Source organism: Streptomyces sp. 12E, assembly GCF_055633275.1.
On record NZ_JBVNCJ010000001.1, the window covers coordinates 4,674,804 to 4,695,963 of the forward strand.

19 protein-coding genes are annotated in these 21,160 nt (G+C 71.5%); 7 read left to right on the forward strand and 12 right to left on the reverse strand.

Features of this window, described 5'->3' with window-relative positions:
- Window positions 1-127: 127 nt before the first annotated feature.
- A complete protein-coding gene (locus ACZ8ZB_RS21825) occupies window positions 128-2,422 on the forward strand; it encodes a transglycosylase domain-containing protein (protein WP_470739342.1) in 2,295 nt (764 codons plus the stop codon).
- 58 nt (window positions 2,423-2,480) lie between these two features.
- On the opposite strand, the gene ACZ8ZB_RS21830 is transcribed toward ACZ8ZB_RS21825, so the two are convergent.
- The 5 genes from ACZ8ZB_RS21830 to ACZ8ZB_RS21850 all read right to left on the reverse strand — a co-directional run bounded on the left by ACZ8ZB_RS21830 (window position 2,481) and on the right by ACZ8ZB_RS21850 (window position 10,555).
- A complete protein-coding gene (locus ACZ8ZB_RS21830) occupies window positions 2,481-4,586 on the reverse strand; it encodes a SpoIIE family protein phosphatase (RefSeq protein WP_470739343.1) in 2,106 nt (701 codons plus the stop codon).
- A 273-nt stretch (window positions 4,587-4,859) separates the two neighbouring features.
- The gene (gene fomD / locus ACZ8ZB_RS21835; RefSeq protein ID WP_470739344.1) at window positions 4,860-5,558 is read right to left on the reverse strand and encodes a cytidylyl-2-hydroxypropylphosphonate hydrolase; all 699 of its coding nucleotides are present in this window, start codon (window positions 5,556-5,558) and stop codon (window positions 4,860-4,862) included.
- A gap of 73 nt (window positions 5,559-5,631) precedes the next feature.
- The gene (locus ACZ8ZB_RS21840) at window positions 5,632-7,035 is read right to left on the reverse strand and encodes a class II fumarate hydratase (RefSeq protein WP_470739345.1); all 1,404 of its coding nucleotides are present in this window, start codon (window positions 7,033-7,035) and stop codon (window positions 5,632-5,634) included.
- 110 nt (window positions 7,036-7,145) lie between these two features.
- Window positions 7,146-8,567, reverse strand: coding sequence for a M28 family metallopeptidase (locus ACZ8ZB_RS21845; protein ID WP_470739346.1), 1,422 nt, complete (start codon window positions 8,565-8,567; stop codon window positions 7,146-7,148).
- Between the two features lie 317 nt (window positions 8,568-8,884).
- The gene (locus tag ACZ8ZB_RS21850; RefSeq protein WP_470739347.1) at window positions 8,885-10,555 is read right to left on the reverse strand and encodes a fumarate hydratase; all 1,671 of its coding nucleotides are present in this window, start codon (window positions 10,553-10,555) and stop codon (window positions 8,885-8,887) included.
- A 279-nt stretch (window positions 10,556-10,834) separates the two neighbouring features.
- Here ACZ8ZB_RS21850 and ACZ8ZB_RS21855 point away from each other — a divergent pair, with 279 nt between their 5' ends.
- Both ACZ8ZB_RS21855 and ACZ8ZB_RS21860 read left to right on the forward strand, forming a co-directional pair.
- Window positions 10,835-11,530 (forward strand): DUF1707 SHOCT-like domain-containing protein, encoded by a 696-nt coding sequence (locus ACZ8ZB_RS21855; protein WP_470739348.1) that lies wholly within the window; start codon window positions 10,835-10,837, stop codon window positions 11,528-11,530.
- Window positions 11,531-11,624: 94 nt separating this feature from the next.
- Window positions 11,625-11,999: a WhiB family transcriptional regulator gene (locus ACZ8ZB_RS21860; protein ID WP_470739349.1), complete on the forward strand. Its 375-nt coding sequence runs from the start codon at window positions 11,625-11,627 to the stop codon at window positions 11,997-11,999.
- A gap of 569 nt (window positions 12,000-12,568) precedes the next feature.
- On the opposite strand, the gene glpX is transcribed toward ACZ8ZB_RS21860, so the two are convergent.
- Window positions 12,569-13,603, reverse strand: a complete 1,035-nt coding sequence (glpX, locus tag ACZ8ZB_RS21865; RefSeq protein ID WP_384711898.1) for a class II fructose-bisphosphatase — start codon at window positions 13,601-13,603, stop codon at window positions 12,569-12,571.
- Window positions 13,604-13,729: 126 nt separating this feature from the next.
- On the opposite strand from glpX, the gene ACZ8ZB_RS21870 reads away from it, so the two are divergent.
- A complete protein-coding gene (locus tag ACZ8ZB_RS21870; protein ID WP_470739350.1) occupies window positions 13,730-14,254 on the forward strand; it encodes a DUF4245 domain-containing protein in 525 nt (174 codons plus the stop codon).
- An 81-nt stretch (window positions 14,255-14,335) separates the two neighbouring features.
- Here the strand turns inward: ACZ8ZB_RS21870 and ACZ8ZB_RS21875 are convergent, their stop codons facing one another.
- The 3 genes from ACZ8ZB_RS21875 to xseA form a co-directional block, all read right to left on the reverse strand.
- The gene (locus ACZ8ZB_RS21875; protein ID WP_470739351.1) at window positions 14,336-14,926 is read right to left on the reverse strand and encodes a malonic semialdehyde reductase; all 591 of its coding nucleotides are present in this window, start codon (window positions 14,924-14,926) and stop codon (window positions 14,336-14,338) included.
- Between the two features lie 125 nt (window positions 14,927-15,051).
- Window positions 15,052-15,306, reverse strand: a complete 255-nt coding sequence (locus ACZ8ZB_RS21880; protein WP_470739352.1) for an exodeoxyribonuclease VII small subunit — start codon at window positions 15,304-15,306, stop codon at window positions 15,052-15,054.
- Window positions 15,307-15,315: 9 nt separating this feature from the next.
- Window positions 15,316-16,524: an exodeoxyribonuclease VII large subunit gene (gene xseA, locus ACZ8ZB_RS21885; protein ID WP_470739353.1), complete on the reverse strand. Its 1,209-nt coding sequence runs from the start codon at window positions 16,522-16,524 to the stop codon at window positions 15,316-15,318.
- Window positions 16,525-16,589: 65 nt separating this feature from the next.
- Here xseA and ACZ8ZB_RS21890 point away from each other — a divergent pair, with 65 nt between their 5' ends.
- Complete coding sequence (locus ACZ8ZB_RS21890; protein ID WP_470739354.1) at window positions 16,590-17,597, forward strand: 4-hydroxy-3-methylbut-2-enyl diphosphate reductase; 1,008 nt, start codon at window positions 16,590-16,592, stop codon at window positions 17,595-17,597.
- 82 nt (window positions 17,598-17,679) lie between these two features.
- The gene (gene ppgK, locus ACZ8ZB_RS21895; RefSeq protein ID WP_470739355.1) at window positions 17,680-18,426 is read left to right on the forward strand and encodes a polyphosphate--glucose phosphotransferase; all 747 of its coding nucleotides are present in this window, start codon (window positions 17,680-17,682) and stop codon (window positions 18,424-18,426) included.
- Here the strand turns inward: ppgK and ACZ8ZB_RS21900 are convergent.
- Window positions 18,423-19,025, reverse strand: a complete 603-nt coding sequence (locus ACZ8ZB_RS21900) for a DUF6542 domain-containing protein (protein WP_470739356.1) — start codon at window positions 19,023-19,025, stop codon at window positions 18,423-18,425. The genes ppgK and ACZ8ZB_RS21900 overlap by 4 nt on opposite strands.
- A gap of 182 nt (window positions 19,026-19,207) precedes the next feature.
- On the opposite strand from ACZ8ZB_RS21900, the gene ychF reads away from it, so the two are divergent.
- On the forward strand, window positions 19,208-20,296 hold the full coding sequence (ychF, locus tag ACZ8ZB_RS21905) for a redox-regulated ATPase YchF (protein WP_470739357.1): 1,089 nt from the start codon (window positions 19,208-19,210) through the stop codon (window positions 20,294-20,296).
- 126 nt (window positions 20,297-20,422) lie between these two features.
- On the opposite strand, the gene ACZ8ZB_RS21910 is transcribed toward ychF, so the two are convergent.
- Complete coding sequence (locus tag ACZ8ZB_RS21910) at window positions 20,423-20,815, reverse strand: DNA-binding protein (protein ID WP_470739358.1); 393 nt, start codon at window positions 20,813-20,815, stop codon at window positions 20,423-20,425.
- Window positions 20,815-21,066 (reverse strand): hypothetical protein, encoded by a 252-nt coding sequence (locus ACZ8ZB_RS21915; protein WP_018845686.1) that lies wholly within the window; start codon window positions 21,064-21,066, stop codon window positions 20,815-20,817. The genes ACZ8ZB_RS21910 and ACZ8ZB_RS21915 overlap by 1 nt, the downstream gene beginning before the upstream one ends.
- Window positions 21,067-21,160: the final 94 nt, after the last annotated feature.

Consider the following 21,160-nt stretch of genomic DNA (forward strand, 5'->3'; position numbering starts at 1 on the left):
CACGCCCGTAAAGGCAGGATCGGCGGCCCTTTGTCATAGCTCCCGGTGTTAGCTTTCTGAGCTGACCCGAGCGGCGAACTGGTGTGGCGGTAGAGCACACACGAACGAAGCGGAGCGGAACGGACGCATGGGACGAGCGGAAGAAAGACGCGCGCGACAGCGCGGTGGGCGCCGTGCGGCATCCCAGGGCCGCCGTTCGTCGGGCGCGGTCGGCCGCGGCGGCATACGCCGCCTCTTCACCTGGAAGAAGATCTTCGGCACGTTCTTCGGCCTCTGCCTGCTCGGCATGGGCGCCTTCATCGTGCTGTACATGGTGATCGACATCCCCGAGGGGAACGCCGACGCCGAGCTGCAGGGCAACGTCTACGAGTACAGCGACGGCTCGATCATGGCCCGCAGGGGCTACAACCGCGAGATCGTCGACCTCGCCAAGGTGCCCAAGGACGTCCAGCGCACCTTCGTCGCCGCCGAGAACAAGTCCTTCTACAAGGACTCCGGCGTCGACCTCAAGGGCACCGCGCGCGGCCTGCTCAACACGGTCTCCGGCAAGGGCGCGCAGGGCGGTTCGACGATCACCCAGCAGTACGTCAAGAACTACTACCTGACGCAGGAACAGACCGTCACCCGCAAGCTGAAGGAACTGGTCATCTCCCTGAAGCTGGACCGGGAGAAGTCCAAGGACTACATCCTCGCCGGCTACATCAACACCAGCTACTACGGCCGCGGCGCCTACGGCATCCAGGCCGCCGCGCAGGCCTACTACCGCGTCGACGCCGAGGACCTGACCGTCGAGCAGGGCGCGTACCTCGCCGCGCTGCTCCAGGCGCCGAACCAGTACGACTGGGCGATCGCCAGCGACACCGGCAAGAAGCTCGTCCAGGAGCGCTGGAACTACGTCCTGGACAACATGGTCGAGCAGAAGTGGCTGGACCGGGCCGACCGCCAGGACATGAAGTTCCAGGTCCCCGAGGAGCCCAAGGCCGCCCCCGGCATGGAGGGCCAGACCGGGTACCTGGTCGAGGCGGCCAACACCGCGGTCAAGCGGCAGCTCGTCGCCCAGGGCACCGCCGAGGACATGAAGCAGGCCGACGCCATGCTGGACCTCGGCGGCTACACCATCACGCTCAACGTCGACAAGAAGAAGCAGAAGGCGCTGGAGGAGGCGGTCAAGACCGAGCTCACCAGCAAGCTGGACCCCGAGAAGCGCGAGGTCGACGCCGACGTCCAGGCCGGAGCCGCCTCCGTCGACCCGAAGACGGGCGCGGTCCTGGCGATGTACGGCGGCGTGGACTACGTGAAGCACTACCGGAACAACGCCACCCGCGACGACTACCAGCCCGCCTCCACCTTCAAGCCGCTGATCCTCGCCGCGGCCGTGGACCAGGACGCCGAGACCCAGGACGGCGTGCCGATCACGGCGAACACGATCTACGACGGCACGAGCGAGCGCCCTGTGATGGACGGCGGCAAGGAGGTCGGCTTCGCGCCGCCCAACGAGGACGACCGGAGTTACGGCGACGTCACCGTCCAGGAGGCGATGAACAAGTCCGTCAACTCGGTCTTCGCGCAGATGGGCATCGACGTCGGCATGACCGAGGTGGTCGAGACCGCGGGCGAACTCGGCATGGAGACCGAGGGCATGCCCCCCGTGCCCGCGCAGACGCTGGGCACCATGGGCGCGAGCCCGCTGGAGATGGCCGGCGTCTATGCGACCCTCGCCAACCACGGCAAGAAGGTCACCCCGGCGATCGTGAAGTCGGTCGAGCACAAGGACCGCGCGGTCGAGTTCCCCGACCCGATCGGCGAGCAGGTCATCAGCCGCGAGGCCGCCGACACGGTGACCTCCGTGCTCACCGGCGTGGTCGACGACGGTACGGCCCAGAAGTCCGTGCGGGACAACCCGCTGCGCAACGGCCAGGCGGTCGCCGGCAAGACCGGTACGTCCGACAACAACAAGTCGGCCTGGTTCACCGGCTTCACCCCCGAACTGGTCACCTCGGTCGGCCTGTTCGGAGAGGACTCGAAGACGTTCGCCCAGGTCCCGATGTACCGGGCGGCCGGCGTCGACTACCGCGTCAACGGCGGTGGCCCCCCGGCGCAGATCTGGGCCGCCTACACCTTCGGCGTCATGGACGAGGTCACCGAGTTCGACCTGGAAACCAAGCAGGGCAACGCGGTGAGGAAGCCGAGCAGCTCGCCGTCGGTCTCGCAGTCGCCGTCCGGGACGCCGAGCGACGAGCCGACGAGCGAGGAACCGACCACCGAGGCGCCGCCGGAGACCTCCGCGCCGCCGGAGACCTCCGCGCCGCCGAGCTCCGCACCGCCGACGTCGGAGCCGCCGGCGGACCCGACCACCCCCACATCGCCGACGTTCGAGCTCCCGGGGGGCCCGGAGGACCCGGGGGACGACGAGGAGCAGTAGACGGGACGCACGAGGGGCGCCCGGTGACCGCACCGGGCGCCCCTCGTCGTACGACGGCTCAGCCGTGGTTCAGCTCGAACCACACCACCTTGCCCGTGCTCAGCCGGGTCGCGCCCCAGCGCCGGGCCAGCCGGTTCACCAGGTACAGCCCGCGCCCGCCCTCGTCCGTGGCCCGCGCCTGCCGCAGCCGCGGCAGCTGCGGCACGTCGTCACCGACCTCGCAGCGCAGCACGTCGGTGCGCAGCAGCCGCAGGGTGACCGGCCGCGTGGCGTACCGCACGGCGTTGGTCACCACCTCGCTGACCAGCAGCTCGACGGAGTCGCTCAGCTCCTCCAGACCCCAGCGGGACAGCGCCCGCCGGGCGAGGCGGCGGGCCCGGCCGGGGGCCGCGTCCTCCGGCTCCAGGAACCAGTACGCCACGTCGCTCGGCGCGATCCCGTCGAAGCGGGCGGCGAGCAGCGCGATGTCGTCGTCCCGGTCGCCCGGACCGAGCATGTCCAGCACCTCGTCGCAGAGCGCCTCCAGCGGCGGCGGATGATCGGGCCCGGTCAGCTGCGCGGTCGCGGCGAGCTTCTCCCGCAGCTGCTCGATCCCGGTCCACACGTCCCGCAGCCGGGACTCCACCAGGCCGTCGGTGTAGAGCAGCAGGGTCGCCCCGGCGGGCGCGTCCAGCTCCACGGCCTCGAAGTCCACCCCGCCCACGCCGATCGGGGCGCCCGCGGGCACCCGCAGCACCTCGGCCCGGCCGCCCAGCTCCAGCAGGACGGGCGGCGGGTGGCCGGCGTTGGCGATGGTGATGCGGTGCGCGACCGGGTCGTACACCGCGTACAGACAGGTCGCCATGCGGTCCACGCCGAGCCGCTGCGCCTGCTCGTCGAGGTGGTGCAGCACCTCCTGCGGGGGCAGGTCGAGCCCGGCCAGGGTCTGCGCGGTGGTGCGCAGCTGGCCCATGATCGCCGCCGACGTCATGGAGTGCCCCATGACGTCGCCGACCACCAGCGCGACCCGGCTGCCGGGCAGCGGGATGGCGTCGTACCAGTCGCCGCCGACCCGCGCGGTCTCCGCGGCCGGCAGGTACCGGGACGCCAGCCGCACCCCGGTGCAGCGCGGCAGGTTCTCCGGCAGCATCGTGCGCTGCAGTTCGTCCGCGATGTACGCCTCCCGCCCGTACAGCACCGCCTTGTCGATGCCGAGGGCGCTGTGCGTGGCGAGCTGCGCGGCGACGAGCAGGTCATCGGCCTCGAACGGGATGCGCTCCGGGCGGCGCAGGAACAGCGCCGCGCCGATCACCCGCCGCCGGCCGCGCAGCGGCGCGAGGACCGCCCGCTGCCCGTCCGGCACGGCCGACGCGCCCTCCTCGCCGAGCAGTTCGGGCAGCGCGGCGCGGGCCGCGGGCGCGTCGGTGAACACCGGCCGCACCCCGCGCAGCACCTCGGCGAGCGCGCTGCCGGGCCGCACCGTGCACAGCTCCGCGCCGACCGAGTCCAGCTCGGACGGCTCCGGCGGGGCGACCGGGGTGAACCCGCCCTCGGTGTCCCGTTCGGCCGGGATCCGGTCGGTGCGGCGCAGCCGCAGCACCAGCGGGCCGGTGGGCCGCTCGTCGCCGACCGGCAGCGGATCGCGCAGGTAGACCAGGATCGCGTCGGAGAAGGTGGGCACGGTGGCCCGGCACAGCCCCATCACGATCTCGTCCAGGTCGATGCCGCGGGCGATCCGCCGGGTCGCGGCGCCGACGAACCGCAGCCGGTCCCCGTCCCGCCGCATCGGCGTGGGCCGGCCGGGCTGGGCGGACTGCCCGGTGCGCCGCTCCTTGCCGTCGGAGCCCACGACCGGCTGCACCGGGATGCCCTCGGGCGCGGGACGCGGCCGGTGCGTGTCCGGGCCGGCGCCCTGTCCGGCACCCGGCTGGGAGTGCTCGGATCCGGGCCCGGCCGCCGGGTCCTGGCCGGTGCCGCCGGGAGGCACCGTGTCCGGCGACGCGGCCCCGGACGCGGGGGGCTCGCCGCCGGAACGGCCCTGTACGGGTAAGGCGGCGGCCCCGGCGCCCGGCACACGCTCCGGTGGCGGGGTACGCAGGAGCGCCCCGCGGGGATCCGCGGGGTCGACGCCCGGCTGCGGGCGTTCGAAGGAGGTCGGCTGCTCCGTCACGCGTGTCGAGTCCATCCGTCCGGCGCACGCCGTGCGCGCGGTTCGTCCCGCCGGAACTCCGATACCCGGAATACGTGCCCCCGGAACGGATTTCCCGCGTGGTCAGAGGTTGTTCCTGTGCCGCCGGCTGGCCCTTCCCGGCCGGCGCCGGTGTTTCCGTACCCCTCGCTCACGTCCTGCCGCCCCTCGGTGACGATCGGTCAAGCCTGGTGCGCGTTCCGGTGATTGCTGCCCCGCACCTTGCGGAGGACGATCCTACGTTTCCCGCCCGGGGGCGCAGCAAGGGTCTCACGAGGACGCGTGCGCCGGAGTGCGGTCCCAGTCCCGTGGCAGTGACGGTATCGTCCACGACGGGTCCGGGCGCCAGTTCTCCCACCCGTCGGCGAACGGCGTTCCCCAGGCCTCGATCACCGCCACCGCGGACCGCCCGGCCTCCCGCACCCTCCCGGCCAGCGCGGAGTCCACCAGACCGTCCCGCCGGGCCTGCGCGAACTCGTCCTCGTCCAGCCAGGACCAGTTCCGGTCCGGGCGCACGGAGATGTCCAGGAAGTGGTCCTCGGAGTCCACCCCGCCCGCCCAGCGGGCCAGCGGGGCCTCCAGGTTCACGTACCAGTTCCTGAACCGCCAGCCCGGGTCCCAGAACAGCCACACCGACCACGGATCGCCGGGCCGGGCCAGCTTCAGCACACCGGTGCCCAGCCAGCGGCCCCGCCCCACCGTGCGCGGCTTGGTGTACCGGGTGCCGAGCGGTTCCCGGTGCACCGGCGTGCCGTCGGCGAGCACCGGCTTCACGCACTCGGTACCGGGCGCCATCCACACCGCGAGCAGTTGCGGGTCGTCGCGCACGACCGTGACGGGGCGCGCGATGTGGATGCGCGCGCCGCCGTTCTCCCGGTACCGCCACAGGATCTGTGTCCCGGGCGCCCAGTGTCCGGCCGTCCCGCCCGTTTCCCCTGCTCCGCGCATCGTCGCTCCGTCCTCCGCCATGGCCAGATAGTAGGTGTCACGGCCATACGACGCCGTGGCCCCCCGTCACGGTTCACACCCGGTGCGCGAGGCGTTACGGGCGCGTCATGCGCAGGACGTCCAGCGCCTCGTCGAGCTGCTCGACGGTGAGGTCGCCGCGCTCGACGTAGCCGCCCTCCAGGACCACCTGCCGGATGGTCTTCCGCTCGGCCAGGGACTTCTTGGCGACCTTGGCGGCCTCCTCGTAGCCGATGTACTTGTTGAGCGGGGTGACCACGGACGGCGAGGACTCGGCGTACTCCCGGGCCCGTTCCCGGTGCGCGACGATCCCGTCGACGGTGCGGTCGGCGAGCAGCCGGGAGACGCCTGCGAGCAGCCGCACCGACTCCAGCACGTTCTTCGCGATGACCGGCAGCATGACGTTGAGCTCGAAGTTGCCGGAGGCGCCGGCCGCGGCGACGGTCGCGTCGTTGCCGGTGACCTGCGCGCACACCATGAGCACGGCCTCCGGGATCACCGGGTTGACCTTGCCGGGCATGATCGAGGAGCCGGGCTGGAGGTCGGGCAGACTGATCTCGGCGAGGCCGGTGCGCGGTCCCGACGCCATCCACCGCAGGTCGTTCGCGATCTTCGTCAGCCCGACGGCGATGGTGCGCAGCTGCCCGCTGGTCTCCACGACGCCGTCGCGGGCGCCCTGCGCCTCGAAGTGGTCGCGCGCCTCGGTCAGCGGCAGCCCGGTCGCGCGGGCGACCTCCTCGATGACGGCGGCGGAGAACCCCGGCGGGGTGTTGATGCCGGTGCCGACGGCGGTCCCGCCCAGCGGCAGCTCGGCGAGGCGCGGCAGGGAGGCGTTCAGCCGCTCGATCCCGTACCGCACCTGGGCCGCGTACCCGCCGAACTCCTGACCCAGGGTCACCGGGGTGGCGTCCATCAGGTGGGTCCGTCCGGACTTCACCACGTCGGCGAACTCCTCGGCCTTGCGCTCCAGGGACGCGGCGAGGTGGTCGAGGGCGGGGATCAGATCGCGGGTGACGGCGGCGGTCGCGGCGATGTGGAGGGACGAGGGGAAGACGTCGTTGGACGACTGCGAGGCGTTGACGTGGTCGTTGGGGTGCACGTCGCGCCCCAGCCGCTCGGTGGCGAGCGTGGCGAGGACCTCGTTGGCGTTCATGTTGGACGAGGTACCGGAGCCCGTCTGGAACACGTCGACGGGGAAGTGGTCGTCCCACCGGCCCTCGGCGACCTCGCGGGCCGCCTCCTGGATCGCCTCGGCGACGTCCTCGTCCAGCACCCCGAGCCGGGCGTTCACCCTGGCCGCGGCGCCCTTGATCCGGGCCAGGGCCTCGATGTGGGCGCGCTCCAGGCGCTGCCCGGAGACCGGGAAGTTCTCCACGGCGCGCTGGGTCTGCGCGCGCCACTTGGCGTCGACCGGTACCTTCACCTCCCCCATGGAGTCGTGCTCGACGCGGTAGTGCCGGTCGTCGTCCGTGGTCGTCATCGTCGTACCTCCGAGCATGCACAGCAGCGGTGTCCGACGAGCGTATTCCCGGACGGCCGCCGCCCCACCGCAGGAGGAGCGCGGCGGGGCGGCGGTCCCGTGGGGGGAGGTCAGCCGTTCTGGAGGGCGATGTCGTCCAGGAGGAAGCTGGTCTGCAGGCTGCGGTCCTCGCTGGCGGTGAAGGTCAGGGTCACCGTCCGTCCGGCGTACGCCGACAGGTCGACCGACCGCTGCACGTAGCCGCTGCCGGCGTCGACGTTGGACAGGGTGGCGAGCGTGGTGCCGCCGGCCCTGACGGTGAACCTGTCGTACGCGGTCGAGCCGGACTCGTCGGTGTCGATGTGCAGCCAGTAGGTCAGCGACGCCCGGGAGCACCCGGCCGGCACGGTCACCGTCTGGCTGAGCGACTCGGTGCTCGTGGACCCGTTCCCCGCGAGCCAGGCGAACCGGCTTCCGCTGTGGGGCGACCGGCCCGAGTGGGCGCCGATGGCCCCGATGGTCCCGGTCCACGGCGAGGTGCCGCTCTCGAACCCGCCGTTCGCGACCGCTCCGGCGGTGTCGCAGCCGCCGCCGGTGCCGGTGTCCACGGCCCGCTGCCAGAGCGTGTACGCGATGCCGTCGGACGCGCGGTCGAGCCCGGTGGTGTTGATGTTGGCGAGGGTGTCGCAGGAGGAGTGGTAGCAGGGGTCGTACGCCCTGTTCGCCGTGCCGCCCCACTTGGCGGCCTGCGCGGAGGTCTTCCGCGCGCCGGCGCCCATCGCGTAGCCGGAGGTGGGGATGGAGTACTGCTCGAAGGAGTAGTCGTCGCTGCGCCCCGCGCCCTCGGTGTTCTCCTCCGGCTGGAGGCCCAGCGAGTCCCAGTACGCCTTCATCGGCGCGGCGGCCGAGGAGGTGATGTGGTTGATGAAGTAGCCGCCGTTGGTGGAGGCGATCATGTCGAAGTTGTAGTACGCCTTGATCTTCGAGCGCTCGGCCGACGACAGCGAACGCACGTAGAAGTCGGACCCGTTGAGGCCCTGCTCCTCGTCGGTCCACCAGGCGAAGCGGACCCGGTTGCGCATGGCCGGGTCCTGTTGGGCCAGTGTCAGGGCGTTCTCGAGCAGGGCGGCCGAGCCGGAGCCGTTGTCGTTCATGCCGGGCCCGGCCGAGACGCCGTCGAGGTGGGCGCCGAACATGTACACGTTGCCGGCGTCGCCCCCCGGCCACTCGGCGATCAGGTTGGGCCCGGCCCCGCTGGTGCAGCCGGAGGTGCACGGCTGCTCGGTGACGGTGTACCCGGCGGCCTGCAGCTTGCCCTTCACGTAGGCGACGGAGTCGCGGTAGCCCTGGGTGGTGGACCGGCGGTTCCCGCTGTTGCGTCCGGCGATGGCGCTGAGTTCGCTCAGGTGCGCCCGCACCTTGGTCACGTCGACGTCGGGCGCGGCGGCGGCGGTGCTCGCGGCGGGCGCGGAGTCGGTGGCCGCGGCGGGGAGTGTGCCGCAGCCGAGCACGACGGCGAGCGAGAAGCCCGCCACGGCGAATCTTCGTTTCACCTTGTCTCCTCCGGGAGGTGGCCGTGGGGTGAGCCACACAGGATTGACATGGCATGAGCATGTCGGAGTGGCGAGAAGACTCACAGTGTCGGTCGAGCCAGTCAACGGAGAAGGCGGGGACGGAACCTGATTGTCCGAAAGAAGCACACGGGATCCGCTATGCGGACAGCGGTGATCGGCTCCTCGCACGCCGGAGAGGCTGAGCTCCAGCCTCTCCGGCGTGCGAGGAGCGGGGCCCGGGGCGGCGCCCCGGGGCCGGGAGCGGCGAAGGGCGGCGGGGGCGAGGGAACCTCGCCCCCGCCGCCCGCCCCGTGGGACTACGCCAGCCCGGGCCCCCGCACCGGAATCGACGTGAACGTCGGCTGCTGCGGCGAAGGATCCTGGAAGAAGTCATTCCCCTTGTCGTCGACGACGATGAACGCGGGGAAGTCCTCCACCTCGATCTTCCACACCGCCTCCATCCCGAGCTCCTCGTACTCGACGACCTCGACCTTCTTGATGCAGTCCTGCGCGAGCCGGGCCGCCGGCCCGCCGATGGACCCGAGGTAGAACCCGCCGTGCGCGCCGCACGCGTCCGTGACCTGCTTGCTCCGGTTCCCCTTCGCCAGCATCACCTTGGACCCGCCGGCGGCCTGGAACTGCTCCACGTACGAGTCCATGCGCCCGGCCGTCGTCGGCCCGAACGATCCCGACGCGTACCCCTCCGGCGTCTTCGCGGGCCCCGCGTAGTAGACCGGGTGGTCCTTCAGGTACTGCGGCATCTCCTCGCCCGCGTCCAGCCGCTCCTTGATCTTCGCGTGCGCGATGTCCCGCGCCACGACCAGCGGTCCGGTCAGTGAGAGCCGGGTCTTGACCGGGTACTTGGTCAGCTCGGCCAGGATGCCGTCCATCGGCTGGTTGAGGTCGATCCTGACGACGTCGCCCGACTCCTCGAGCTGCTCGTCGGTCGTCTCCGGCAGGAACCGCGCCGGGTCGGTCTCCAGCTGCTCCAGGAAGACGCCCTCGGCGGTGATCTTCGCGACGGCCTGCCGGTCCGCCGAACACGACACCGCGATCGCGACCGGGCACGACGCCCCGTGCCGGGGCAGCCGCACCACCCGCACGTCGTGGCAGAAGTACTTGCCCCCGAACTGCGCCCCGATCCCGATCCTCTGGGTCAGCTCGAAGACCTTCTCCTCCAGCTCCTTGTCCCTGAAGCCGTGCCCGAGCGGCGAGCCCTCGGTGGGGATCTCGTCCAGGTAGTGCGCGGAGGCGTACTTCGCGGTCTTCAGCGCGTACTCGGCCGACGTGCCGCCGACGACGATCGCCAGGTGGTACGGCGGGCAGGCGGCCGTGCCCAGCGAACGGATCTTCTCCTCCAGGAACTTCATCATGGAGGCCTCGTTCAGGACGGCCTTGGTCTCCTGGTAGAGGAACGACTTGTTGGCCGACCCGCCGCCCTTGGCCATGAACAGGAACTTGTACGCGCCGCCGTCCGTCGCGTACAGCTCGATCTGCGCGGGGAGGTTGGAACCGGTGTTCTTCTCCTCCCACATGGTGAGCGGGGCCATCTGCGAGTAGCGCAGGTTCAGGTTCCTGTACGCGTCGTAGATGCCCCGGGACAGGGCCTCCTCGTCGCGTCCCTCCGTCAGCACGTTCTGCCCGCGCTTGCCCATGACGATCGCCGTACCGGTGTCCTGGCACATCGGCAGCACGCCCGCCGCCGCGATGTTCGCGTTCTTCAGCAGGTCCAGGGCCACGAACTTGTCGTTGGCCGACGCCTCGGGGTCGTCGATGATGCGGCGCAGCTGGGCGAGGTGCGCGGGGCGCAGATAGTGCTGGATGTCGTGGACGGCCTCCTCGGCGAGCTTGCGCAGCGCCTCCGGCTCCACCTTGAGGAACGTCCGTCCGTCGGCCTCGAAGGTGGAGACGCCCTCGGAGGTCACCAGCCGGTAGGGGGTGGTGTCCTCCCCCATGGGGAGCAGATCGGCGTACTCGAACTCAGGCATCTCGCCCATTCCTCACTCGACAGGAAGTCTTCCGGAGCGGCTCGCCCCCGGGGCGCCGAAGCCTGTGCGGAGGGCCCGATCGTGCTCGGCCCTTCGGACCTCCGCGCGTTCGGGCCCTCCGCACAGGCGCGCCCCTTCGGCTCGCTCGCCGCCGCCCGCCGACGTCGGCGGGCGCCCACCAGCGTAGGACCTGCTTTTCGCGGTGAGCCTGTGAGGTTGTCCTCACTCGTCCCCGCCGGGGGGTAGTCGCGATCTATCGCGTTTCGGTACGCTGCTGCCGTGGACCTTCAGAAGCACGCCCAGCAGCCGGACACGGCACCGCGGACGGCCGAACTGCGCGCCTCCGACGCCGACCGGGACCGTACCGCCGGCCTCCTGCGCGAGGCCCTCGCCGAGGGCCGGCTCACCGCCGACGAGCACGCGGAGCGCGTCGAGGGCGTGCTGGCCGCCAAGACGGTCGGTGAGCTGGAGGCGTTCGTCCGGGACCTGCCCGCGGCCCACCAGCGGCACGCGGCGCACGCCTCCGCACCCAGTCGCCCCACCAGCGGCGCGATCCCGGTGGACCCCGACGACAACGTGGTCGCGGTGTTCGGCGCCGCCACCCGCAAGGGCCGCTGGCGCACAGGCCGTCGCATTCACGCGTACGCGGTCTTCGGCAGTGTCGAGATCGACCTCAGCGAGGCGCTGTTCGACCACCAGCAGGTCATGATCAAGTCGTTCGCCGTCTTCGGCAGCGTCGAGATCCGCGTCCCGGAGAACGTGTCGCTGCGCGGCATGGGCGGCGGCGTGCTCGGCTCCTTCGAGGTGGACCCGCTCGACGCGACCGACCCCGAGGCCCCGGTGGTCTACGTGGACGGCTGGGCGGTGCTGGGCTCCGTCGAGGCGCGGCCCAGGCGCGGCAAGCTCGTGGCGGACATCCTCGACCGGGTGCAGCGCAAGGTCGACCGGAGCGTGCGCAGACACCTGGGTCACTGACGCGCGGTTGGGAACTCAGTGCATAGGCGCGCGCACATCGGGTAAGCCTTGCTGCATCGTGTCTCGCTCGCGAAGCCGTCGTCAGGAGTAGACCGTGCTGCAACCGCCGCATTCGTCCCTGCAGATAGCCGCTGTTCCGGCCCGGCGAGCGGCAGCGCTGGACAGGGACCAGGACGCCCCCTGGCACACCGAGGCGGTGTGCCGGCGCGACGAGGCGGGGCTGTTCTTCGCACCCTCGAAGGAACCCACCGCCGCCCGGCTCTCCCGCGAGGAGGCGGCCAAGCGCGTCTGTGCCCGCTGCCCGGTGATGGTCGAGTGCCGCGAGCACGCCCTGCTCCAGCCCGAGCCCTACGGCGTCTGGGGCGGCCTCACCGCCGCCGAACGCCGAGTGGTCCTGGCCCGCCGCAGGCGCCGCGAAATGGAGCTGAAGAAGACCCCCCGCCCGGGCCGCATCGCGGCAGCGGGCTGACCCGCACGCGCAGAAGGAAAGGGCGCTCCCTTCGCACGGGGGGCGTCCTTTCGGCGGCGGGTGGGTCGACCCGCCTCAGGGGCGTGGGGCTGTGACATGTGCGGCTCCGCCGCGTGGGCGCTCCCTTCGCACGGGGGGCGTCCTTTCGGCGGCGGGTGGGTCGACCCGCCTCAGGGGCGTGGGGCTGTGACATGTGCGGCTCCGCCGCGTGGGCGCTCCCTTCGCACGGGGGGCGTCCTTTCGGTGCCGGGTGGGTCGACCCGCCTCAGGGGCGTGGGGCTGTGACATGTGCGGCTCCGCCGCGTGGGCGCTCCCTTCGCACGGGGGGCGTCCTTTCGGTGCCGGGTGGGTCGACCCGCCTCAGGGGCGTGGGGTTGTGACATGTGCGGCTCCGCCGCGTGGGCGCTCCCTTCGCACGGGGGGCGTCCTTTCGGTGCCGGGTGGGTCGACCCGCCTCAGGGGCGCGGGGAACTGCGCGACCAGCCCCCACGCACCCGCACTCACCCGCGCGCCGCAGGCACAGCGCACTCACACGCCGCGCCGCAGGCCTTTCGTACCGAAGTGACGTTTCACTTGGCCCGGTCGAAGTCGACCGCGCTGTAAGCCCGCAGCTTGCTGAGCCGGTGCTCGGAGTCGATCCTCCGGACCGTTCCCGACTTGGACCGCATCACGATGGAGTCGGTCGTGGCCGTCTCCGACCGGTACCGCACCCCGCGCAGCAGCTCGCCGTCGGTGATCCCCGTCGCCACGAAGAACACGTTGTCCCCGGTGACCAGGTCCTCCGTGGTCAGCACCCGGTCCAGATCGTGCCCGGCGTCGACCGCCCGCTGCCGCTCCTCGTCGTCCTTGGGCCACAGCTTGCCCTGGATGGTCCCGCCCAGGCACTTCACCGCGCAGGCCGAGATGATGCCCTCGGGGGTGCCGCCCACCCCGAGCAGCAGGTCGATGCCCGTGCCCTCGCGCAGCGCGAGGATCGAGCCGGCCACGTCGCCGTCGGAGATCAGCTTGATGCGCGCCCCGGTCTCCCGGATCTCCTTGATGATGCCCTCGTGCCGCGGCCGGTCGAGGATCACCACGGTGACGTCCTCGGGGGTGACCCGCTTGGCCTTGGCGACCCGGCGGATGTTCACGTTCACCGGCGCGTTGATGTCGACGAAGTCGGCGGCCTCGGGGCCGGTGACCAGCTTGTCCATGTAGAACACGGCCGACGGGTCGAACATCGAGCCGCGCTCGGCGGCGGCCAGCACCGCGATGGCGTTCGTCATGCCCTTGGCGGTCAGCGTCGTGCCGTCGATCGGGTCCACGGCGATGTCGCACTCCGGGCCGGTCCCGTCGCCCACGCGTTCCCCGTTGAAGAGCATCGGGGCCTCGTCCTTCTCGCCCTCGCCGATGACGACGACGCCGTTCATCGAGACGGTGGAGACGAGGGTGCGCATGGCGCGCACCGCGGCGCCGTCGGCGCCGTTCTTGTCGCCGCGCCCTACCCAGCGGCCGGCCGCCATGGCCGCGGCCTCGGTGACCCGTACGAGCTCCAGGGCGAGGTTGCGGTCGGGGGCCTCGGACGGGACATCGAGCTCGGACGGCAAGTGATGGTGTTCGGTCATCGGAGCGCACCTTTCTGTACGACGACGGCCGGATGAGGGTGTGGGACACGACTCTATCGCCAGTCCGACAGAATGAGCAGGGCCCCCCACGGATGAGCGCACCGGGCACCTGCGACGATAGGGGGCGTGGCAGGAACGAGCAGTGTGCAGAAAACGGCCCGGGACATGATCCTCTCCCTGGCGGTCATCATGCTCGTCGCGGGAGTGGTCTGGCTGTTCATCCCGCACGAGGACGGTGAACCCGACATCAAGCGGGTCGACTACCGGGTCGACCTGCTCACGGCCCGCCGGGCCGCCTCCTACCCCGTGGCCGCGCCGGAGGGCCTGCCGGAGGCGTGGAAGCCCACCTCCGTCCGTTACCGGGGCGCCGAGTCCGAGGCCTGGCACCTCGGCTTCCACGCGCCCGACGGGGAGTACGTGGCGGTCGAGCAGTCCGTGGGCAAGCGGTCGGCGTTCATCGAGGACGCGACGCAGGGCGCCGTGAGGACGGAGACCACCCAGCAGATCGACGGCGAGACCTGGACGCGCTACGAGGGCGACCACTACGACGCGCTGGTGCTGGAGGGCGCCGAGGGCTCGACCACCGTCGTGACCGGCACGGCGTCGTTCGGGCAGCTGACGAAGATGGCCGGGGCGCTGCGCACCGAGTGAGCGGAACCCACAGGGGGCGGGGCCCCTCCGGATCGGCCGATCCGGAGGGGCCCCGCCCCCTGTGGTCCGCGCCGGTGGGGCTCAGACGGTGGTGACGACCTGCTCGTACTCCAGGCGCGGGGAGCGCGGGAACCACGCGTCCGGCCCGGGGCGGCCGATGTTGACGACCATCAGCGGGGTGTGGTCGTCGTCCAGGAACTCCTTGCGGAGGCCCTCGAGGTCGAGGCCGGTCATCGGGCCGGCGGCCAGGCCCGCGGCGCGCACGCCGATGATGAAGTAGGCGGCCTGAAGGGCGGCGTTCAGCGCGGCGGAGCTCTCCCGCACCGGGCGCTCACCGAAGACGGCGTCCTTGGCCTGCGGGAAGTGCGGGAAGAGGTGGGGCATCTCCTCGTGGAACTCGTTGTCCGCGGAGAGGATCGCGACCAGCGGGGCGGAGGCCGTCTTGGCCTGGTTGCCTTCCGCCAGGTGCCGGACGAGACGCTCGCGGGCCTCGGGGGAGCGGACCAGCGTGACGCGCAGCGGCGACTGGTTCATGGACGTGGGGCCGTACTTGACCAGGTCGTAGATCGCCCGCACCTGCTCGTCGGTCACCGGCTCGTCGGTGAAGGTGTTGGCGGTGCGCGCCTCGCGGAACAGCAGGTCCTGGGCGACGGGGTCAAGGGCGAGAGACATGCGTGAACCTTCTCGGGGGTACCTCGGCCCGTATTTCCGTGTATGGAGCACGGACCTGTTGACGGATCCGACCGTACGCCCTTGAAGTTCAATGTTCAATTAAATGTGGAGCTCGGTGATCCACTTCACTGACCGGCCTCCCCGGCGTCGTCCGCCCCGGCCTCCTCCTCCGCGAGCGCCGCGTCCAGCCGGGCCCGCGCCCCGTCCAGCCGGCGCCGGCACACCCTGGCCAGCTCCTCGCCCCGTTCCCAGAGCGCGAGGGACTCCTCCAGCGTCGTACCGCCCGTCTCCAGCCGTCGTACGACCTCGATCAGTTCGTCCCGCGCCTGCTCGTACCCGAGCGCCTCGGCCGCCGCCGTCTGCTCCGTCTTGCTGGTCATCCGCCCACCCTAAACATCGACTCGGACAGTGAACTCGCCCTCGGACACCCGCGCCCGCAACACCTCACCGGCCTCCACCCCGGCCGGATCCCGCACCGCGTGCCCGTCCGCCCGCTGGAGCACGGCGTACCCGCGCTTCAGGGTCGCGGCGGGGGACAGGGCCACCACGCGCGCGTGCGTGTGCGTCAGCTCGGAGTCGGCCCGGTCCAGCCGGTGCCGCAGCGAGCGCCTGACCCGCTCCAGCAGCGCCGTGACCTCCTCCGCGCGCGCGTCGACCATCCGGTGCGGATCCTGCACCGAGGGCCGGGCCAGCGCGTTCGCCAGCCCCCGCTCCTCCCGGTCCAGCAGCGCCTGGACGCAGCGCCGCGCGCGGTCGCGCAGCATCCGTACCCGCTCGTGCTCCTCGCCCACGTCCGGCACCACCTTCTTGGCGGCGTCGGTCGGCGTGGAGGCGCGCAGGTCGGCCACGTGGTCGAGGAGCGGGTTGTCCGGCTCGTGCCCGATCGCGGAGACGACCGGCGTACGGCACGCCGCCACCGTCCGCACCAGCTGCTCGTCGGAGAACGGCAGCAGGTCCTCCACGCTGCCGCCGCCCCGCGCCACGATGATCACGTCCACGTCGTCGACCGCGTCCAGCTCCTTCACCGCCTGGACCACCTGCGGCACCGCGTGCACCCCCTGCACGGGCACATTGCGCACCTCGAAGCGGACGGCGGGCCACCGGTGCCGGGCGTTCTCCAGCACGTCCCGCTCGGCCGCCGAGGCCCGCCCGCACACCAGCCCGATCAGCCGCGGCAGGAACGGCAGCGGCTTCTTCCGCTCCGGTGCGAACAGACCCTCCCGCGCGAGGGACTTCTTCAGCTGCTCGAGGCGCGCCAGCAGCTCGCCCACCCCGACCGGCTTGATCTCGGCGGCCCGGAGCGACAGCTGCCCGCGCGGCGCGTACCACTCCGGCTTGCAGTGCACCACCACCCGCGCGCCCTCGCTCACCACGTCCGCGACCGCGTCGAACACCTGCCGGTAGCAGGTCACGCTCACGGAGACGTCGTACGACGGATCGCGCAGCGTCAGGAACACCACCCCGGCGCCCGGCCGCCGGGACAGCTGGGTGATCTGCCCCTCGACCCACACCGCGCCGAGCCGGTCGATCCACCCCCCGATCAGCCGCGACACCTCACCGACGGGCAGCGGCGTTTCCGCAGACGTGTTGAGAGCCATGTCCGCGAGAGTAGTGCGCCCCACCGACAACGCACCGTGACCGGGCCCCGCGCGCGGCCCTTACGATGGGACGCATGACCGCTTCGCCTGGCCGCCGTGTCCTGCTCGCCGCCCCCCGTGGCTACTGCGCGGGAGTGGACCGCGCCGTGATCGCCGTCGAGAAGGCCCTGGAGCAGTACGGGGCCCCCGTCTACGTCCGGCACGAGATCGTGCACAACAAATACGTCGTGCAGACCCTGGAGAAGAAGGGCGCGATCTTCGTCGAACGGACGGAGGAGGTCCCGCCGGGCAACATCGTCATGTTCTCCGCGCACGGCGTCGCCCCCGTCGTCCACGAGGAGGCCGAGCGCGGCCGGCTCGCCACCATCGACGCCACCTGCCCGCTGGTCACCAAGGTCCACAAGGAAGCCGTCCGCTTCGCGAACGACGACTACGACATCCTCCTGATCGGCCACGAGGGCCACGAGGAGGTCATCGGCACCTCCGGCGAGGCCCCCGACCACATCCAGCTCGTCGACGGGCCGGGCGACGTGGCCAAGGTCGAGGTCCGCGACCCCTCCAAGGTCGTCTGGCTCTCCCAGACCACCCTCTCCGTCGACGAGACCATGGAGACCGTCGACGCCCTCAAGGAGAAGTTCCCCCAGCTGATCTCCCCGCCCAGCGACGACATCTGCTACGCCACGCAGAACCGCCAGCTCGCGGTCAAGCAGATGGGGGCCGAGGCGGACCTGGTGATCGTGGTCGGCTCGCGCAACTCCTCCAACTCCAAGCGGCTGGTGGAGGTCGCCAAGCTGGCCGGCGCCCGTGCGGCGTACCTGGTGGACTTCGCCGACGAGATCGACGAGGCCTGGCTGGAGGGCGTGACCACGGTCGGCGTCACCTCGGGCGCCTCGGTGCCGGAGATCCTGGTCGAGCAGGTGCTGGAGTGGCTGTCGGGGCGCGGCTTCGAGGACGTCGAGATCGTCAAGGCCGCCGAGGAGTCCATCACCTTCTCGCTGCCCAAGGAGCTCCGCCGCGACCTGCGCGAGGAGGCGGCGGCCCTGGTGGCCGAGCGCGGCGGCTCCGGGGCGTGATCCGTGCGGTGCCGGTGGGGCGGGGGTGACGGCCGTGGAGGCCGGATCCGTGACGTTGCGTCGTACGTCGTAACGTAGGGCCATGCAGATCTTCGGCGTGGACATCGGCGGTTCCGGGATCAAGGGCGCCCCGGTCGACCTGGACAAGGGGGACCTGGCGCAGGAGCGCTGCAAGGTCCTCACCCCGCACCCGGCCACACCCGACGCGGTGGCCGACGGCGTGAAGCAGGTCGTCGACCACTTCGGCTGGACCGGACCGGTCGGGGTCACCTTCCCGGGTGTCGTCACCGGCGGCACCACGATCCGTACGGCGGCCAACGTCGACAGGAGCTGGATCGACACCGACGCGCGCGTGCTGCTCGGCGACCGCCTGGGCGGCCTGCCGGTGACGGTGGTGAACGACGCGGACGCGGCCGGCGTCGCCGAGATGCACTTCGGCGCCGGACGCCACCACCGGGGCACGGTGATCCTGCTGACCTTCGGCACCGGCATCGGCAGCGCCCTGTTCGTGGACGGCGTCCTCGTCCCCAACAGCGAGCTGGGCCATCTGGAGCTGCAGGGCCACGACGCGGAGAAGCGCGCCTCCAGCAAGGCCCGGGAGGACCACGACCTGTCGTGGGAGGACTGGGCGCACCGGGTGCAGAAGTACCTCGCCCACGTGGAGATGCTCTTCTCGCCCGAGCTGTTCATCATCGGCGGCGGCGTCAGCCGCAAGTCCCACAAGTTCCTGCACCACATCCAGGGCATCAAGGCGGAGATCGTCCCCGCCCAGCTGCAGAACAACGCCGGCATCGTGGGCGCGGCGATGCGGGCGGCGACGGGCGCCTAGGCCTGCGGCCGGGCGGGACGGGTCCGCGCGGCGCGCCGGTTGGCCGCGCGGACCCGGCGCATCCTGCGGGCGAGCACGATCAGCCCCGCGACCAGCGTCCCGCCGTAGAGCCACCCGGCCTGGGTGGCGAGGCCCGTCACCATGCCCATCAGCCGGTCGCCGGTGCCGCCGCCGCCCTCGTCGGCGAGCGGGACCAGTCCCACGGCGAACGCGATCGGCACCACCACGGGCGCGACGAGCAGGTCCCCCTCGCGCACCCACAGCGCGGTCAGCACGCACACGGGCGGGAAGAGCACGCCGTACACGGTCTGCGACGCCCCGAACAGCGCCTCGGTCAGCAGACCGAGGACGAGCATCGTCAGCCCGCAGAACAGGACCGAGCCCAGACCGGTGAGCCGCAGGTTGGGCAGCCGCCGGACCGCGGGCGGGAAAGCGGGCCGGTCCTCCGGCTCACGGACGGGCCGGGCGGACCGCGCGGCCCCGGCCTCCACAGCCCGCCCCGCCTGCGCAGGCAGCGGCGGCTCGGCCGGTCCGGCCGGGCTGTCACGTCGCGGTCCGTACCGTCCATACCGCGCGGGTCGCGTCCTGTGTTGCTCCACTGCACCAACGTAGGTCGTTTTATGTGCCGAACGGCGTGTCAGACACGCCGGGGAACGGAGCTCGGCCGGACGTTCGACTACGTCGCCGGGGAGCGGGCGGGCACGCCGTAGACTGGTGGATCGGCCCACACAGCCCCGTCGGCCGGTCCTCGCCCCCATCCTCACGTACGGGAAGTCGCAACGTGTCGCTCACGATCGGAATCGTCGGTCTGCCGAATGTCGGCAAGTCGACCCTGTTCAACGCCCTGACCAAGAACGACGTGCTGGCGGCCAACTACCCGTTCGCCACGATCGAGCCGAACGTCGGCGTCGTCGGCGTCCCCGACCCCCGGCTGACCAAGCTGGCCGAGATCTTCGGCTCCCAGCGGGTCCTCCCGGCCACGGTCGACTTCGTCGACATCGCCGGCATCGTGCGCGGCGCGTCGGAGGGCGAGGGCCTCGGCAACAAGTTCCTCGCGAACATCCGCGAGTCCGACGCGATCTGCCAGGTCATCCGCGCCTTCAAGGACGAGAACGTCGTGCACGTCGACGGCAAGGTCTCACCGAAGGACGACATCGAGACGATCAACACCGAGCTGATCCTCGCCGACCTCCAGACCATCGAGAAGGTCCTTCCCCGCCTCCAGAAGGAATCGCGGATCAAGAAGGACGTCGCGCCCAAGGTCAGGGCGGTCGAGGAGGCCAAGGAGATCCTGGAGAAGGGCGACACGCTGTTCTCCCAGGGCATCGTCCAGGGCACCGAGCGCGCGGAACTCCTCCACGACCTGCACCTCCTCACGACGAAGCCCTTCCTCTACGTCTTCAACGTCGACGAGGACGAGCTGACCGACGACGACTTCAAGGACGAGCAGCGCGCCCTGGTCGCCCCCGCCGAGGCGATCTTCCTCAACGCCAAGCTGGAGGCGGACCTCGCCGAGCTGGACGAGGACGAGGCCCTCGAGCTCCTCCAGTCCGTCGGCCAGGACGAGCCCGGTCTCGCCACCCTCGCCCACGTCGGCTTCCGCACCCTCGGCCTGCAGACCTACCTCACGGCCGGCCCCAAGGAATCCCGCGCCTGGACCATCAAGAAGGGCGCCACCGCCCCCGAGGCCGCCGGTGTCATCCACACCGACTTCCAGAAGGGCTTCATCAAGGCCGAGGTCATCTCCTTCGACGACCTGGTCGAGGCGGGCTCGGTCGCGGAGGCCCGCGCCAAGGGCAAGGCCCGCATGGAGGGCAAGGAGTACGTGATGCAGGACGGGGACGTGGTGGAGTTCCGCTTCAACGTCTGACGGCATGCCAAAACCTGCGCCCGACCCGCCTGTTGGCGGGTCGGGCGCAGATGTCTGTCCGCGGTGGGTCCTCGATCCCGCGACGCGGTGACAGCGTTTGCCGGGCGGCGTGGCGGCGACGCGGTCTCAGACCCTGACGACCTCCACGGAAGGGCCGCACAGGAGTGTCAGGTCCTCGGGGTCGGAGGTGAGGACGGTGACCGGCTGGGGTGCGTTGCGGGCGATGGCGGCGAGAGCGGCATCGATGGCGTACTTGTGGCCGTGAAGGTGATGGGTGCGAAGGAGGGCGGCGGCCCGGTCGGTGATCTCCTTGGTGACGTCGTGAACGTCGACGCGGGAGAGGATCCACTTGATGCGGGCCGGGTGGATGCGCTCGTAGTCGGCCTCGAGCGTGGTCATGGCGCTGGTGGCGACGCGGACGCCCTCCTCCGACGCCGCCTGGACCAGGGCCACGACGGTGCGGTCCTTGCGGTAGAGCTTTGAGAGTCCTTCGCTGTCGAGGAGGAGGGTGCCGGGCATCAGGCGGCGGCCCCGCCGGCCTGCCGGTGGTCGTGGCGCAGCAGCGCCCGGGCGGCCTCGACCTCCTCGCGGGTGAGAGCTTCGTTGTCGGTCTCGAAGTCGGCGACGATCTCCCGCAGCTTGTCCATGGCGACCCGCTGTTCGAGAGCCTCGGCGACGTAGGCGGAGAAACCGCCGGGCCCGACATGGGCGCGTACGGCCTCGGCGAGATCCTCGGGCAGGCTGATCGAATACTTCCTACTACCGCTCATGGTGCCGATCCTACCGGCGGTCGTAAGCCTGGAGGTGTGAATGGCTGCCCCAGGGCTCGGTAGATCCGCGCGGAGCGGCGGAAGCCGGTCGAGG